This window comes from Tanticharoenia sakaeratensis NBRC 103193 (assembly GCF_000963885.1).
Lineage (GTDB): Bacteria > Pseudomonadota > Alphaproteobacteria > Acetobacterales > Acetobacteraceae > Tanticharoenia > Tanticharoenia sakaeratensis.
In genome coordinates this window covers 17,557-33,301 of record NZ_BALE01000033.1, presented here as the reverse complement: position 1 = coordinate 33,301, position 15,745 = coordinate 17,557, and the positions used below count along the sequence as shown (strand labels likewise).

At 64.2% G+C, this 15,745-nt stretch carries 12 protein-coding genes; 5 read left to right on the top strand and 7 right to left on the bottom strand.

Annotated elements, in window-relative coordinates; translation table 11 throughout:
• A partial coding sequence (locus tag B8446_RS16485) for a hypothetical protein (protein ID WP_206742562.1) occupies positions 1–282 on the top strand: 282 nt, incomplete at its 5' end.
• A 13-nt stretch (positions 283–295) separates the two neighbouring features.
• Here the strand turns inward: B8446_RS16485 and B8446_RS11190 are convergent.
• On the bottom strand, positions 296–955 hold the full coding sequence (locus B8446_RS11190; RefSeq protein ID WP_048849630.1) for a GntR family transcriptional regulator: 660 nt from the start codon (positions 953–955) through the stop codon (positions 296–298).
• Between the two features lie 244 nt (positions 956–1,199).
• Here B8446_RS11190 and B8446_RS11185 point away from each other — a divergent pair, with 244 nt between their 5' ends.
• Positions 1,200–3,356 carry a TonB-dependent receptor gene (locus B8446_RS11185; protein WP_048849627.1) on the top strand — a complete coding sequence of 719 codons (2,157 nt, stop codon included), beginning with the start codon at positions 1,200–1,202 and terminating at the stop codon, positions 3,354–3,356.
• Positions 3,357–3,414: 58 nt separating this feature from the next.
• Here B8446_RS11185 and B8446_RS11180 read toward each other — a convergent pair whose 3' ends face one another.
• Positions 3,415–4,728 carry a purine-cytosine permease family protein gene (locus tag B8446_RS11180; RefSeq protein WP_241767753.1) on the bottom strand — a complete coding sequence of 438 codons (1,314 nt, stop codon included), beginning with the start codon at positions 4,726–4,728 and terminating at the stop codon, positions 3,415–3,417.
• Positions 4,729–4,901: 173 nt separating this feature from the next.
• Here B8446_RS11180 and B8446_RS11175 point away from each other — a divergent pair, with 173 nt between their 5' ends.
• A complete protein-coding gene (locus B8446_RS11175) occupies positions 4,902–5,591 on the top strand; it encodes an HAD family hydrolase (protein WP_048849625.1) in 690 nt (229 codons plus the stop codon).
• Between the two features lies 1 nt (position 5,592).
• Here the strand turns inward: B8446_RS11175 and B8446_RS11170 are convergent, their stop codons facing one another.
• The 5 genes from B8446_RS11170 to acnA form a co-directional block, all read right to left on the bottom strand.
• Entirely contained in the window at positions 5,593–7,101 is a 1,509-nt protein-coding gene (locus B8446_RS11170) for a mannitol dehydrogenase family protein (protein WP_048849623.1), read from the bottom strand.
• Positions 7,102–7,220: 119 nt separating this feature from the next.
• Positions 7,221–8,918: a methyl-accepting chemotaxis protein gene (locus tag B8446_RS11165; protein WP_053053829.1), complete on the bottom strand. Its 1,698-nt coding sequence runs from the start codon at positions 8,916–8,918 to the stop codon at positions 7,221–7,223.
• Positions 8,919–8,993: 75 nt separating this feature from the next.
• A complete protein-coding gene (locus tag B8446_RS11160; protein WP_148505959.1) occupies positions 8,994–10,463 on the bottom strand; it encodes an ABC transporter substrate-binding protein/permease in 1,470 nt (489 codons plus the stop codon).
• A gap of 194 nt (positions 10,464–10,657) precedes the next feature.
• Entirely contained in the window at positions 10,658–11,410 is a 753-nt protein-coding gene (locus B8446_RS11155) for an amino acid ABC transporter ATP-binding protein (protein WP_048849621.1), read from the bottom strand.
• A 19-nt stretch (positions 11,411–11,429) separates the two neighbouring features.
• Entirely contained in the window at positions 11,430–14,117 is a 2,688-nt protein-coding gene (gene acnA / locus B8446_RS11150) for an aconitate hydratase AcnA (protein WP_048849619.1), read from the bottom strand.
• Between the two features lie 67 nt (positions 14,118–14,184).
• On the opposite strand from acnA, the gene ccmA reads away from it, so the two are divergent.
• The gene (ccmA, locus tag B8446_RS11145; protein WP_084712285.1) at positions 14,185–14,931 is read left to right on the top strand and encodes a heme ABC exporter ATP-binding protein CcmA; all 747 of its coding nucleotides are present in this window, start codon (positions 14,185–14,187) and stop codon (positions 14,929–14,931) included.
• 47 nt (positions 14,932–14,978) lie between these two features.
• Positions 14,979–15,665 carry a heme exporter protein CcmB gene (gene ccmB, locus B8446_RS11140; RefSeq protein ID WP_048849633.1) on the top strand — a complete coding sequence of 229 codons (687 nt, stop codon included), beginning with the start codon at positions 14,979–14,981 and terminating at the stop codon, positions 15,663–15,665.
• Positions 15,666–15,745: the final 80 nt, after the last annotated feature.

Genomic DNA, 15,745 nt, shown 5'->3' with positions numbered 1-15,745 from the left:
AAGTGTCACATCACCAACGAGTCAGCAGCTATGCCCTTTGGTATAACCGTTCCGGCGGCGCTTTCTGGCCCAAAGATCAGCTTGCTGCGGGTCGCAGCTATTCCTGATGAGTCAGGCATAGATATTGTTGTGTTGATCGTCGCAACTCTTATTTGCCCGACTCGGCGCCGAGTGGAATCAACCCAAAGAAAGCGTGTTACTCGCTTTGTTATATTGTTCTTTTACTTGCGTGTTTTAAAAATATATCCTCAATTTCTCTCGCAAGCTGGGCGCCCAGAATAACTCGAAACACTTTCTACCTACCAGAAAAGCGCCCCTCCGCCGCCGCGGATGGCGGACGTGAACGCAGGCGTTCGGCTGCCCAGATGTGATTTTCGAGAAAGATCGCGGCAGTGGTGATGTCGCCCTGAAGGATCGCCTCGTAGATCTGCTGATGATCGTGATTCGACCGCGGCGTCCAGTGTGCCGACCGTTCCATGGAAAAGACATGGCGAGAGTAGGCAAGCGTCAGGTCCGAAATCGACGCGATCAGCCGCGGCATTCCCGATAGCTCTGCAAGACGCACATGGAACGCGCGATTGGAGGCCTCCCACTCGCTCAGATCCCGGGCTGCGTATCCCGCCATCAAGGCTTCATCGAGCTGCGCAAGCTGCCTGCCGCCGGGCTGAACACGGACGTGACGCAGTGCCAGCACTTCCAGTGCGCTCCGCATCGCGACGATCTCGCGCTCGTCATGTGGTTCGATCGGCGCCACGCACAGCCCGCGGCGGGGCCTGCTGACCACGAGACGTTGTGCTTCCAGCCGGAGGAATGCTTCCCGAACCGGGGCCTGGCTTGCGTTGTATTCGAATGCCAGTGCGTCCTGACGAAGTCGCTCGCCGGGCGCCAGATCGCCGATGATGATGCGATGTGCCAGCGCGGCGGCAATGCGGTCGGCAACGGTTGGCTCTCTCATTATCGATAATCTATGGCCATTACGGGTGACGATCGGGTCATCTATCGCATATCACCGCCTTCAAATGAAGATTTTCCCAAAATTATCGATAAACCTGTGCACCGGGTGCCTGGTGGAGTTCGAAGGCGGTCATCGTGCGAGCGAAGTTGCCGGACGCAATGGGACGGCCGTTGGCCGATCGGGCAGGGGAGCGTTGGCCCCTCATCGGACAAGGCTAGGGACCGCACGTAGGTTTTGTTACGGCGTGGGCGTCGCCTGTCTGTTCGGCGCGCCAGTTGCGGCTCTGGCCACGGAGGCTTCGACCAAGGCGCATGTCGAACATCATGTCGTGAAAGCGAAGTCCGCGACCCGGCGCGCTCGCCAGTCGGGTGGCAGTGAAGACGTGGTGAGCGCAACAGCGATCGCAGCTCACCAGATGCGGCGAGTCACGGATCTTGCCCAGTTCGCTCCAGGCGTGAACCTGGCAGGATCCTATGGCGGCCAGGAGCAGACACTGTCGATCCGCGGCCTGTCGCAGCAGGATTTTTCGCCCATCGCGGAAAGTCCGAACGCATTTTATCTGGATGGGGCCTATGTCGTCGGCGCGAATGCCGCCAGCATCGCGCTGTTCGACACGGCCGACATTGCGGTGCGCATGGGACCGCAGGGCACGGATGGCGGTCGAAACGCACTGGGCGGCTCGGTAGCCGTGGCAAGCCGCGCACCGACGCTGGCGCCGGAAGGTTATGTATCGGTCGGCCATGGATCGTTCGACGACACGCGCGTGGAAGCGGCCTATGGGGGCTCGATTTTACGGGCCGTGAGCGCCCGTCTTGCGGGCTACTGGGAACGCAACGGCGCGGTGTGGCGCAACCTCGATCCAGCCGGGCAGGATCTCGGGGCCTCACAATCATATGGTCTGCGCGCGGCCTTCGACGTGCATCCCGGTGGTGCGTTTCGCACACGCATCACAGCGATCTATACGCGGGCTTTCTCTTCCTGGGGGCCTTATCTGTCGCTTTCGACGCGCAACGTGCTCTCGCCAAGCGGCGCATTGCTGAATTCCGTCGTCGTCAGTCAGCCGACCCTGCTTGGCACTAAGCCGAGTTCCGCGCAGGCGCTTGAGATGAACTCGGATGCAGCCCGCGATCGAGGTGACCACGTTTCGCTCTATGGTGCGGTCGCGGATTCTCATTATGACCTGCACGGTCTCGATCTTCGCTGGCTGTCGAGTGCGATCTGGCAGAACCAGCGCCTGCAGATCGACGCGGACGCAACGCCTGTCGCGTTCTTCAATTCCAATACGCCGGGTGCTTCGCGCACCGTGACAGAAGAGTTGAGCCTGGGCCGCTCGGCCGGACGACTGCGCTGGCGCGCTGGCGTTTACGAGGTCAATACCGACGTTCAGGTCTCGCCGGACAGCGAAATGATCCTGCCATACCGTATCGACAGCGCATACGGATTGTCGACGAACGGCATCGCCGGTTTCGCCAATGGCGCCTATGCGTTTACCAGAACGCTGACGCTGAACGCGGGCATCCGGCTGACCGATGATCGCAAGCAATTCACCTATCGCTCGGATCTGTTCACGGCAGGGGGCGCCTCGCTCGGTCCGGCACGGGGATCGTATCGCGGCACGATCAATGATCTGATGCCGACAGGCGAAATCCGGCTCGACTGGCACATACGCCCCGATACGCTTCTGTATGCAGGCTTTGCGCGCGGCGCGCAGTCAGGCGGCTTCAATGCGCCGTTCGCTGGCGGGACGACCTATCCCGACAGCCAGATTCCCTATCACGACGAAGCCGTGAACGCGTGGGAGATCGGGGCGAAACAGTCGCTTCTGCACGATCGCTTGAATCTGAAAGGCGCCCTGTTCTACGAGGACTTTCCGTCCCTGCAGGTATTCCGACTGATCCGCTTCACCGGCAGTCAGGTGACAAACAATCCCGCGACGTTCAAGGGAGGAGAGGTCTCCGCAGACTGGCATCCGGACCGGCATTGGAGTTTGCAGGCCACAGGCTCGTATGTTGACGCACAGGTGTTCGACAACATCATCACCGGTCTGAGCTATACGCGCCGGCCGCCCTATACGTCGAAATTCCATGCAAGCGGCATGATCCGTTACGCGTGGCCTGCGTTTGGCGGCACGGCGGCACTGGAGGCCGGCGCGGCCTACACGTCGACCTATTATCTGTCTCTCACGAATTTCGACGCGACGCGCGTGCGTGGCTATGTGCTGACGTCGGCAACGGCATCGTGGCAGGGTCGGCACGGGCTGAAGCTCGCCATCAATGGCCAGAATCTTGGCGACGTGCGCTACGAAAGTGTGGGCTTCGACCTGTCGGGCCTGTGCGGGTGTTCCCAGATTGCATACGGACCGCCGCGCTGGGTAATGGGGACCGTGTCGCAGACCTTCTGAAGGGTCTGCACGGCGCATTGCGTCCTGCCCGAAGCTGATGCTGTTCAGGCGTGCACACTCATGTCGAGATGCGCGAACGGGCAAGAACGAGGAACAGCACACCCGTGCCGACCAACCCTGCGACCCATGAAAGGTCGATGCCGCCCAGCGCGAAAGCCAGCGGTCCAGTATAAAGCGGATTGGCGATCAGGGGCACCTGAATAAGGACACCTGCGACGTAGGCGCAGCAGGCGCGCCAGTCGATCAGGCCATAGCGGCCGCCATCGGGTGCGAAGAACGCGTCCACGTCATAATGGCCGTGCCGAACCAGGTAATAGTCTGCGAGATTTATGGCCGTCCACGGCACCATCATCGTCATGAGGATCGCCAGCATCGACGTGTAGCTGTCGAGGAAGTCGCGCGACATCGCGGCGCCGGCGAGTGTGGTCGCGGCCGCTATGACGAGCGTCAGGCTGATCCGGCTGCCGGCGCCGAAACGTGCCTTTGGCCGGAACGTCTGCGCAACACCGATCGCACACAGGGCACCACAATACAGGCACATCGCATTTGCCGTCATAAGGCCGGGCATCAGCAACGCGAGGCCCGCGTGTCCGAGGCCACCTGCGTGCAGCAGGTAATCGGTGGCGTCTCGGATGCCGGATGCACCGATCAGGGCGCCGAGGATCATCGCCAGCATCGATCCGGCGACGCTCCCGCCATAGGTTGCGGTGAACGCATGCCGCGACCCCTGGGACCCGGTCGGGAGGTATCGCGCATAATCAGAAACAAACGGTGCGTAGGCGAGCTGCCAGACCGCGGAGATGGACAATGCCCCGACAAAGCCTGCGACCGACCAGTGCCCTGTCGTCCAGAGGGTCGGCGACAGCCACAGTGGCATCGTCGCGATCGCCAGCGCGACAAAGCCGATTGCGCCGGTAACCGTCGCAAACCGGTTCGCGGCGTGGATCAGGCGATAGCCGAACACTGCAGGCACGGCGCTGAAGCCGACCATGGCCGCGATCCCGCCCCCATGGCCGAGGAACGGTGCGATCCGGGCACATGCTGTCCCGCCGAGCGCCAGATTCGATGCGGCGAACCCGCCATACATGATGACGACCAGGATCATGATGGCGGCAGCGCCCCAGAGTCCGAACTGGCCCCGGCTCTGCACCATCTGCGGCACGCCCAGCGTCGGACCCTGGGCCGCGTGCAGCGCCATGAAGATGCCGCCCGCAAGATTGCCGCAGGCGATCGCCAGCAGGGAAGCCGCGAAGCCCAGATGGAAGATCGCGGGGCCGAGCGTGCCTGTCACGACTGTCAGGATCATCACGTTCGCACCGAACCAGACGGTAAAAAGATCGCGCGCACGGCCGTGACGAGCGTCGTGCGGGATGGGGCCGATCGTGTGGTGTTCGATCGTGGCAGCGGTGTCGGACAGGGTTTTGCTCCGAAGGCGGCAAGGAAAGGCGAGGGCAGTATAACCGGATTCGCAACGTTTGCGTTGCGGGTTGCGGATCGCGGGCGATGTGGGGCACGACGGAGGCTGCAACGGACGGGGACAGGCCGATGACGAACGACACCACGCACGCGCCCATCGACGGCGTCATTTTTGACATGGACGGGCTTCTGCTCGATTCCGAGACGCTGGCCATGGAGGCCATGGAAGCCGCCGGCCGATCCATGGGCTACGATATGCCGCTGTCGTTCTGCCGTCGGATGATCGGCATTCCGGCCGATCAGTGCCGCCAGCTCGTGCGCGACACGTTCGGCGAGGACGCGCCGGTCGAAGGACTGTTCGAGGCACAGGAGGTCGCCCTGCGTGCGATGGTGGATGCCGGGCGTCTGGTGACGAAGGAAGGCGTCGTGCCGCTTCTCGACTATCTCGATGCCGAAAGGATGCCGCGCGCGATTGCGACATCCTCGAGCCGCTACCGTGCCGATCATCACTTGGGCCTGGTTGGCCTGCTGGAACGGTTCGACGTCATCGTGACCCGCGATGACGTGACAAGGGGCAAGCCGGACCCGGAGCCGTATCTGCTGGCGGCCTCGAAGATTGGCGTTGCACCGGCGCAGTGTCTGGCGCTGGAGGATTCACCCAGTGGCGCGCGGGCCGCGCAGGCGGCCGCCATTCGCACGATCGTCGTCCCCGACCTGATCTCGGCTCCGGACGACGTGCGTGCCCGCGCGCTTTTCGTGCTCGACGATCTGCACGGCGCGCTCGACTATCTCAAGGACGTGCGCGCCCGCGCACGATAATTCAGCCAGCCAGATGGCGCGCGAACACGGTGTTGGCCGGTTCGTGCGCCATGGCCTGCAGCAGGCTTGCGATGTCCTGAACACGTGTTGTGTGATCCGGCAGCGGCGGGCCGAATACCTCTTCCATGGCAAGGAACGCTTCCGCCTGCGCGACATGGTCGTCCCGCGCATCCGCGCAGATGGCGCACAGGCGCGCGAGCCGGGGATCTTCCAGCGGGAGGTCAAGCGCATCGCGCTCGTGCAGGATCAGCCAGCGGATCCAGCATGCGATCAGGAATGTCGCATCCGTGACCGGCCGTCCGACCGCGAGGTTCTCACGCATCGGTTCCACCACGCGGCTTGCCATCTTGGCGGAGCCGTTGCGCCCGATCCGTCCCATCCGGTGCACGATTGACGGATTGCGGAACCGCACCATCAAATCGTGTGTATACGTATCAAGCGCCTCGGGCGAAAAGGCGACGCCGATCGACTGTTCCCGCCGCATGAAGCGCCCTGTGATAGGTCCGATGACCGGATGGTTGGCTGCTTCGGCAACCGTGTCGCATCCGGCGAGGGCACCGGCATAGGCAAGGAGCATGTGCGTGCCGTTGAGCATCCTGAGCTTGGCAGTCTCGAACGGCGTCACGTCGGCCACAAAGCGGGCCCCTGCAGCCTCCCACAGCGGACGAGGGCCATCGAAATCCTCGATGACCCATTGGAACCATGGCTCCGAGGCGACGGGCGCAAGGTCGACGATCCCTCCGAGCGCTGTCCGCGCGTCGGTCAGTTCTTCCGGTTTCGTCGCCGGCACGATCCGATCGACCATCGTGGTCGGAAAGCGGACAGTCTGTGCAATCCAGTCGGCAAGCCCGTCGTCGCCGCCAAGGCGTGCGAAATCGCAGACGGCCTGCATCAGCACAGCACCATTGTGCGGCAGATTGTCACAGCACAGGATGGTCGGAGGCGTGGTTTCCTGAGCCCGGACCAGGGCCAGGCCTTTCGCCAGGGCTCCGACGGCGCTGCGTGGCCGTCTTGCACCGAGATCCGCGCGAATCGCGGGGTTTTCCGGATCCAGCCGGCCATCCGCCGTCAGATAATAGCCGCTGGTCGTCACGGTCAGTGTCACGATCCGAGTCTGAGGAGCGGCAATGCGCGCGGGCAGACCGATCTCGTCCTGTCCCGCGAAAAACGTGTCCGTCAGGCCGCCGATGACGACCGCATCTGTCCGGTCAGGTTCGCGATGCAGGAGGGTGAAAAGACCATCCTGCGCGGTCAGTCGATCGGTAAGATCGGCCGAGCGCATGCCGGCGGATGCGATGCCCCATTTCAGGCCTGCCTCGCCTTCCGCCGCGATGGCGGCATGCGTTGCGGCAACCTGATGGGCGCGGTGGAAATTGCCACATCCCAGGTGCACGATCCCGGTGCGCAATGCACCGACGTCAAAGGGCGGTATGCGGACCGTATCGGGAATGTCGCGCAGCGTCGCACGTGACAACAGGCGTGAAGCAGAGACAGGTCCGGATAACGGCATTGGAAACTTTCGTGGCTGTTTTCAGGATGACCCATCCCTAAACCGCGACATGCCCCATACGTCCCACCAATTATGCGTCACTCCACACGTTGTGAACACCGCGCCCCTCTGCCTGCTCCTCAGGCAGGGACTTCCTCCGGGGCTCGTGTCATGATCGACGCGCCGTGATCGGCATCGAGACGGAAGATTTCGACGTGGGCATCGAGTTCCGTCGCATCGGTCGCCAGCGCGTAGCTCGCCTCTGTCGTCTCGTCGACATGGCGTGCATTCTGTTGGGTGACACGATCCATATCCGCGACGCCGCTGTTGACCTGATCGAGGCTCGTGGCCTGCTCATGGGCCGATACCGCGATCTGCGTCACGGTTGCGTCGATCTCGCCGACCTGACTGGCGATCGTCTTCAGTGTATCGCCGGTTTGTCCGACGAACGAGACACCCTGGGCCACGGCGTCATTCGCGGAGATCACAAGTGCCTTGACCTCCCGGGCCGCTTCGGCGGACCGGCCCGCTAGAGCACGGACCTCGGAAGCGACAACGGCGAAGCCGCGCCCTGCTTCCCCCGCACGCGCCGCTTCGATTCCAGCATTGAGAGCCAGGAGATTGGTCTGGAAGGAGATGTCGTCGATGACGCCGATGAAGCGATTGATTGCCTGTGATGATTCTTCGATACGTCTCATGGCATCGATGGTCTTGCCGACGATCGCGCCCGAGCGCGCGGCATCACCACCTGCCATGTTAACGATGTCGCGGGCACCCTGCGCACTTTTGGCCATGCTGCGGACACCGGCCGTGACCGTGTCGACCGACTGCGCCGTGTTCCGCAGGGCCGCTGCCTGCTGTGTCGTGCGGTTCGACAGGTCGCATGTCGTGGCGCGCTGTTGTTCGGCACGGTTGAGAATGGATGCGGACCGCACCTTCACCTGGCGCAGGGTTGCGCGGAGCCGCGAGACAGCGTCGTTGAAATCGCGGCGGACGGGTTCCAGCTCCGGAGTGAGGGGGTGGTCGAGTTCCCGGCTGAGATCGCCCGACGCCAGAGCGCTCAGCGCCGCGCCGATCTGCATGACGGCCGAAACGCGCGGTGTCACATCGGTTGCGAATTTCACGATCTTGACGACCGCGCCCGTGTGGTCGCGGATCGGGTTATAGGATCCCTGGATCCATATCCTGCGCCCGTTCCTGCTGACACGCTCGAACTCGCCATTGCGAAATGCACCGTCCCGCAGCGCATCCCACAAGGCGAGATAGGACGCCGTCGCAGCCATTCCGGCCGGCATGAACATGGCGTGTTTCTTGCCGAGAATTTCCTCAAGGCGATAACCGGATGCCTTGAGGAAATTCTCGTTGGCATCCAGAATCGTGCTGTCGGGTGCGAATTCGATGACAGCCTGCGACTTGTCCAGCGCCGCAATCTTGCAGCTGTAGTCATCATTCGTCAGCCGAAGGCTGGCATCGGCCCATTCCACGACATAACCGCGCCGCGCCGCCGGCGCGCCCAGTGGGGACACGTGAAGATCGAAGCGGCGGTTCGCGACCGCAATCGTCGCCCGATGGGGTCTGTCCAGCCTGCTCAGCATCATGCGCTGATGCTGGGGCGCCTTGTGGAAAACGTCGATCGAGCGGCCGATCAGCTGATCGGCATCGAAATCGGGAAATTCCTTGCGAAGTGCGGCTTCGGCGGACCGAAGAAAACCCAGCAGCGAGGGATTGAGGTAGCGGATGACGAAATTCGCATCCGCGATCATGACGTTGCCGCTCAGAACATCGAGCGCCCCGATTTTCAGGGAGGAAATCTCGTGACGCAGGCGGGGTCGGAACATTGTAAATCGCGGCCTTCAGACTATGTCGCGACCAGTCCTATCCGGAATTTCCTTATAAAAGGTTACTGCGCGACCTCAGCGCGATGAGATGGCGCGTCCCATGCGCCGTTCCGCCCACCGTGCCAGCCGGACGAACGGCAGCCCGAGAACCAGGTAGGCTGCCCCTACCATCAGTCCGGGGCCCAGATAATCGTAATACGTGGCCGACAGACGCACGTAGGTTTCCGACAGTTCCGTCAGGGTGATGACGCTGACCAGCGACGAATCCTTGAGCAGAGAGATGAAGTCGTTGGTCATGACCGGAACCACGATGCGAAAGGCCTGCGGCACGATGACTAGGCGCAACGCCTGCCGATGCGTGAGATTGAGCGCGATGGCGGCTTCCATCTGGCCACGCGCAACGGATGTCAGGCCGGCGCGGTAATTTTCGGCCTCATATGCCGCGTAGTTCAGCCCGAGGGCTATGACGCCTGCAACGAACGGCGAGAGGCGCACGCCGAGGGACGGCAGGCCATAGAAGATGAACAGCACCTGGATCAGCAGTGGCGTGCCGCGCACCACCTCCACATAAAGCGTGCCGGCCCAGACCACGGGCTTTGGTCCATAGGCGCGCATCAGAGCCAGCAGGAGGCCAAGTGCCACCGCCAGCACCATGGCCAGCGCGGAGACCGCAAGCGTCAGCCAGGCGCCGTGCAGGATCAGAGGAATGAAGCCGACATAGCGGTCGAGCTTCATCCGCCATCCGACACGGGGCGCGAGTGCTGCGCGATAGGCATCCCACGCGCTCGGCGTGACGGCAGGGGTGCTGTGGTCTCCCGTCTCGTTCGCCATCTGCGGCGTCCACAGGCCCCAGCGCGCAAGAATGCGATGCAGGGTTCCGTCCGCGATCAGTCCGGCCAGCGCGGCATCCACGCGATCATGCAGGGCGTGATTGCCCGGGGCAAAGGCAATGCCATAGGCGATACGACCGATCGGCGCGCCGACAACCTTCAGATCGTCCTGCGTCTGGCCATAATATTGTGCGATCGGCCCATCGAGCAGGATGGCGTCCAGCCGCCCATCGCGCAGGTCGGAATACGCGTTGGTCTCCTCTTCGTAGGATCGAAGGGTGATCGACGGATCGTGACGGAGCATGCGCTCGGCCAGCGTATCCTTGATCGTGCCGACGACATGGCCATGCAGCTTTTCCAGCGTGTCATAATCGGGTTCGTCACGCCGCAGGGTGATGCGTTCGGCGGTTACGTAGTACGGGCGCGAAAACAGCACGGCTTCCGCGTGCTCCGGCGTCATTTCGATGCCGTCCAGCACCATGCCGTACAGCCCGCGCTGCAGACCTGGGATCAACCCGTCCCAATCGTTCTGAATGAACCGGGGCGTCATGCCGAAGCGGCGGCTCAACGCCTGCACGATCTCGTATTCGAAGCCGGTCAGCCGGTTCTGGTCGGCAGGATCATGGAACACGTACGGCACGTTGGCCTGTCCGTCGGAGGCCCAGGACAGCGTGCCGTCAGCATGTGCAGGAAGGACCGCGAGCAGCATGGCCATGGCGCAAAGCCTTGGCCAGTGCCGTATGTTTCGTGTTCCGAGGCCTTGAAGCAGAGTCCGCAAGGTTGCAATCAGGGTTCGAAAATTTCCCAAGATGGGCGAACGACATCGAGCGCCGTGACGCATGCACCGCCCGGCTGCGGTACTGCGCGTGGCACTCGCATGCAGCGCGCGTCTCAAGCAGAACCGCGCCATCAAAGAACCGACCGCAGGAAGCGCCGTGTGCGCTCGTCGGACGGATGAGCGAACATCACATCAGGGTCGCCTTCTTCGACAACCCGACCGTGATCGAGAAACAGCACCCGGTCGGACGCCGCGCGCGCGAAACGCATGTCGTGCGTGACTACGATCTGAGTCATGCCGTCATGATCGAGCTGGCGCATCACGGCGAGAACCTCTTCCGCGACTTCCGGATCCAGCGCCGAGGTCGGCTCGTCATACAGCATCACGGCCGGCTTCATCGCGAGCGCGCGGGCGATCGCGGCCCGCTGCTGCTGTCCGCCCGACAGCGTCAGCGGATAGCGATCGGCCGTGCCCTTCAGCCCGACCTTGTCCAACAAATCGCGCGCGACCTCGGTCGCCTGCGCGCGCGGCACGTTTTTTACGGCAAGGGGCGCCATGATGACATTCTCCAGCACCGTGCGGTGCGGGAACAGATTGAACGACTGGAACACCATGCCGACATGGGCCCGCAGACGATGTGCCTGCGCTTCGTCCGCGCGGGTCCAGCGTTTCTGTGGTCCATCGCGATCGATCTCGACGCCCTCGATCCGGATCATGCCGCGATCGGGCTGTTCCAGCAGGTTCAGGCAGCGCAGGAACGTGGACTTGCCGCAGCCGGACGGGCCGATGATCGAGACCAGCTCGCCACGTTCCACGTCCAGCGACACGCCGGACAGAACCTCATGGGCACCGAACGCCTTGGCAATCCCGCGTGCCTCCAGCACGCGGTCGGGCGCGGTCGGCTCAGGCAGCTTCGGTCATCCCGCGCAGGACGTAGGGAAGGATGCCGCCGTTGCGGTAGTAGCCGACCTCGTCGACCGTATCGACACGGCACAGCAGGTCGCAGGTCCGGGTCGTGCCGTCGGTGCGCGTGATCGTCATGGTGAGCGTGCAACGCGGGGTCAGCGTCTCCAGGCCGCCGATCGAGATCGTCTCCGTGCCGTCGAGGCCCAGCGTCCTGCGCGTCACGCCCTCGGGGAAGGTCAGCGGCAGGACGCCCATGCCCACGAGGTTGGAGCGGTGGATACGCTCGAAGCTCTCGGCAATCACGGCCTTGACGCCGAGCAGCCGCGTGCCCTTTGCCGCCCAGTCGCGCGAGGAACCCATGCCGTATTCGCGACCGCCGAAGATCACCAGAGGCATGCCTTCCGCGCCATAGCGCATCGCGACATCATAGATCGATGCCTGCGCGCCATCCGGATAATGAACCGAAACGCCGCCCTCGGTGCCCGGGCACATCTCGTTGCGAATGCGGATGTTGGCGAACGTGCCGCGTACCATCACCCGGTCGTTTCCGCGCCGCGCGCCGTAGGAGTTAAAGTCGCGTGTCGCGATCTGGTGCTCCGACAGGAACGTGCCGGCCGGCGAACTGGGCTTGATCGCACCGGCGGGCGAGATGTGGTCGGTCGTGATGTTGTCGCCCAGCAAGGCGAGGATGCGCGCACCCTCGATATCGGTAACGGGGGCGGGCTCCGGCGTGATGCCCTCGAAATAGGGCGGGTTCTGGATGTAGGTGGAGCCGGGACGCCAGTCGTACGTTTCGGAGGCGGCGGCGATATCCAGCGCCTGCCATTCCGCGGTCCCGCGCGAAATCTGCCCGTAACGTTCGATGAAGGCTTCACGCGTCACGGCTGAGCCCACGAGTTCGGCGATCTCGGCGTTGGTCGGCCAGATATCGCGCAGATAGACCGGCTGTCCATCGGGCCCTTCACCCAGAGGGGCGGTCGCGATGTCGGCCCGGATCGTGCCGAGCAGCGCGTAGGCCACGACCAGCGGCGGGCTCGCCAGATAGTTCGCCCGCACGTTGGGCGAGATCCGCCCCTCGAAATTGCGGTTGCCCGACAGGACCGACACGGCCACCAGATCGTTGCCCTCGATCGCCGCGACCAGATCGTCTGCGAGCGGCCCCGAGTTGCCGATGCAGGTCGTGCACCCGTAACCGACCGTCGTGAAACCCAGCGCATCGAGATCGGCCGACAGCCCGGCGCGATCGAGATAATCGGTCACGACCTGGCTGCCCGGCGCGAGCGACGTCTTCACCCAGGGCTTGGGCGTCAGGCCGAGCGCGCGCGCCTTGCGGGCCACCAGACCCGCCGCGATCAGAACCGCCGGATTGGACGTATTGGTACACGAGGTGATCGCAGCGATCACCACGGCCCCGTGGCCGAGCTGGAAATTGCGGACGGGCACGGATTTGTGCGCGTTCTCCGGCTTCACACCGAGGCCCGAGATCAGGTCGCGTTCGAAGGATGCGGCCGCGGAGCCCAGTGCCACGCGATCCTGCGGGCGCTTCGGTCCGGCCAGCGACGGCTCGATGGTGGAGAGGTCCAGCGACAGCGTGTCGGTGAACATCGGCTCCGGGCTGTCGCTGCTGCGGAACATGCCCTGCGCGCGCAGATAGGCTTCCGTCAGCGCGATCCGGTGCGGGTCGCGGCCGGTCTGGCGCAGATAGGCAAGTGTTGCGTCATCGACCGGGAAGAAACCGCAGGTCGCACCATATTCCGGCGCCATATTGGCAATGGTCGCCCGGTCGGCGACCGGCAGATGATCCAGTGCCGGACCATAGAATTCGACGAACTTGCCGACGACGCCGCGTGCGCGGAGCATCTGCGTGATCGTCAGCACAAGGTCGGTGGCGGTCGCGCCTTCCGGCAGCCGGCCTTCCAGACGGAAGCCGATCACGTCGGGGATCAGCATCGCGATCGGCTGGCCAAGCATGGCGGCTTCGGCCTCGATCCCGCCGACGCCCCAGCCGAGCACGCCCATGCCGTTCACCATCGTAGTGTGGCTGTCGGTGCCGTACAGCGTGTCGGGGTAGGCGTAGTTCGTGCCGTCGATCGTGGCGGTCCAGACGGCCTGGGCCAGATATTCCAGATTGACCTGATGACAGATGCCCGCACCCGGCGGCACGACGCGGAAATTCTCGAACGCCTCCTGGCCCCAGCGCAGGAAGGCATAGCGCTCGGCGTTGCGGGCGAATTCGATCTCGACGTTGCGGGCCAGCGCGTCCTTGGTGCCCGAGACGTCCACCATTACCGAATGATCGATGACGAGATCGACCGGCACGAGCGGATTGACGCGCTCGGGCACGCCACCGAGCGCCTTGATGCCGTCGCGCATCGCAGCCAGGTCGACCACCGCCGGAACCCCGGTGAAATCCTGCATCAGGATGCGTGCGGGCTTGAACGGCACCTCGCGGTCGGAATGGGCGGATGCCAGCCAGCCCGCAATCGCCTGCGCGTCATCGGGGGTATAGCTGACGCCGTCCTCGAACCGCAGCACGTTCTCCAGCAACACCTTGAGGCTGACCGGCAGGCGCGCAACATCCCCGATCGCGGCTTGCGCGGCGGGGATCGAGAAATAGCGATAGTCGCACCCCTCGACGGTCAGCGTGCGGGCGGTCCCCAGGCTGTCATGTCCGATTGCCTTCACCGTCCGTCTCTCCCTTATTCCATACCGCGCGCCGCATCTCCGCCCTGCAAGGAGCGCGGGGTGGCACATGTTTCCTCCCCTCTATACAAACAGCGCCGAGCCCGCGACCAGAGGGGAGTTCACTCGTAACGTGATTGACGACGCACAAGGTTTGATCGTCCGGGACCTGATCGTCATCCGGAACGACCGTCTCGTGCTCGATGGCGTGTCGTTTGCCCTGGCTCCGGGGGCTGCCCTGATGCTCACCGGACCGAACGGCGCCGGCAAATCGACGCTGCTCCGGGTGCTGGCGGGGCTGCGCCGTGCCGATTCGGGCACGATCCTCTGGAACGGCGCGCCGGTCACCGATCCTGTCGCGCAGGGAACGCTGGTTGCCTATCTCGGCCATCGCGACGCGCTCAAGCCCGGCCTGACCTTGCGCGAGAATCTGACCCTCGCATCCGAAGCCTTCGGGCAGTCTCCCGATGCGGCGATCGCCGCGCTCGGACTTGCGGAACTTGCGGACCTGCCGGCCCGGATGCTTTCCGCCGGTCAGTCCCGCCGGGCGGCGCTCGCCCGGACCATCCTGCGGCAAAGTCCGCTCTGGCTGCTGGACGAACCGAGCCTCGGGCTGGATACGGCCTCGATCGCGCGGCTGGGCGACGTTCTGGCGGCTCATCGTGCCCAGGGCGGCATCGTGATCGCGACGACCCATGTCGATCTCCCGCTGCCGGGCTGCGAGACGCTTGCGTTGCGTGCGCCGGATTTCACGAAGACGGTGCCGGGCGGGCTTGCGGCACCGGATGCCGCCCGCGCCCCGGAGGACTGGTTTTGAACGCACACACCCGCACCGGCGCGCCGTTGCCGCAACAGGGGCAGGCGCTGCGCCCGGCCGTTCGCTTCGGCGCGGCACTGTCAGCGCTGCTCGCACGCGACCTGCGGCTGGCATGGCGTCACGGGGCGGATACGCTGGCGGCCCTTCTGTTCTTCATCCTCGCAGGTTCGCTGTTCCCGCTGGCGCTCGGCCCGTCGCCCGATCTTCTGCGGAAGATGGCGCCCGGCATTGTCTGGGTCTGCGCGCTGCTGGCCAGTCTCCTGCCGCTCGACCGTCTGTTCGGCGCGGAACTCGAGGATGGGGCACTGGATCAGCTCTTGCTGCTCGGGCTGCCGCCCTCGGTCGTCGCCATGACCAAGATCGCAAGTCATTGGCTGACCACGGGTCTGCCGTTGCTGGTTGCCGCCACACCGCTTGCGCTCATGCTCGACATGCGTGGCGCCGACCTGCCGGTGTTGCTGGTGGGGCTGGCTCTGGGGACGCCGTGCCTGTCGCTGCTTGGCGGTCTCGCATCCGCGATCGTCCTTGGTGCCCGGCGCGGCGGTGTGCTGCTGCCGCTTCTGGTGCTGCCGCTGGCGACGCCTGTGCTGATCTTCGGCGCACTTGCCGTCGATCAGGCGCGGCTCGGCCTGACATACGGGGCGGACCTCGACCTGCTCGGAGCGTTTCTCGCGGCCTGCCTGACCTTGTGTCCGCTGGCAGCGGGCGCGGGACTGAGAGCGGCTGTCGCGTAAATCTCTGGCAAACGCCAGAATTTCACATCGTCAAACATGGCACTCGTTGCCAATCCGATACACGGCGGCATAATGCTGCT

What these genes read in the sequence shown, in the direction of transcription:
- B8446_RS11175 (WP_048849625.1), top strand. Translation starts at nt 4,902, where the DNA reads ATGACGAACGACACCACGCACGCGCCCATCGACGGCGTCATTTTTGAC.
- B8446_RS11170 (WP_048849623.1), bottom strand. Translation starts at nt 7,101, where the DNA reads ATGCCGTTATCCGGACCTGTCTCTGCTTCACGCCTGTTGTCACGTGCG.
- B8446_RS11165 (WP_053053829.1), bottom strand. Translation starts at nt 8,918, where the DNA reads ATGTTCCGACCCCGCCTGCGTCACGAGATTTCCTCCCTGAAAATCGGG.
- B8446_RS11160 (WP_148505959.1), bottom strand. Translation starts at nt 10,463, where the DNA reads ATGGCCATGCTGCTCGCGGTCCTTCCTGCACATGCTGACGGCACGCTG.
- B8446_RS11190 (WP_048849630.1), bottom strand. Translation starts at nt 955, where the DNA reads ATGAGAGAGCCAACCGTTGCCGACCGCATTGCCGCCGCGCTGGCACAT.
- ccmA (WP_084712285.1), top strand. Translation starts at nt 14,185, where the DNA reads ATGTTTCCTCCCCTCTATACAAACAGCGCCGAGCCCGCGACCAGAGGG.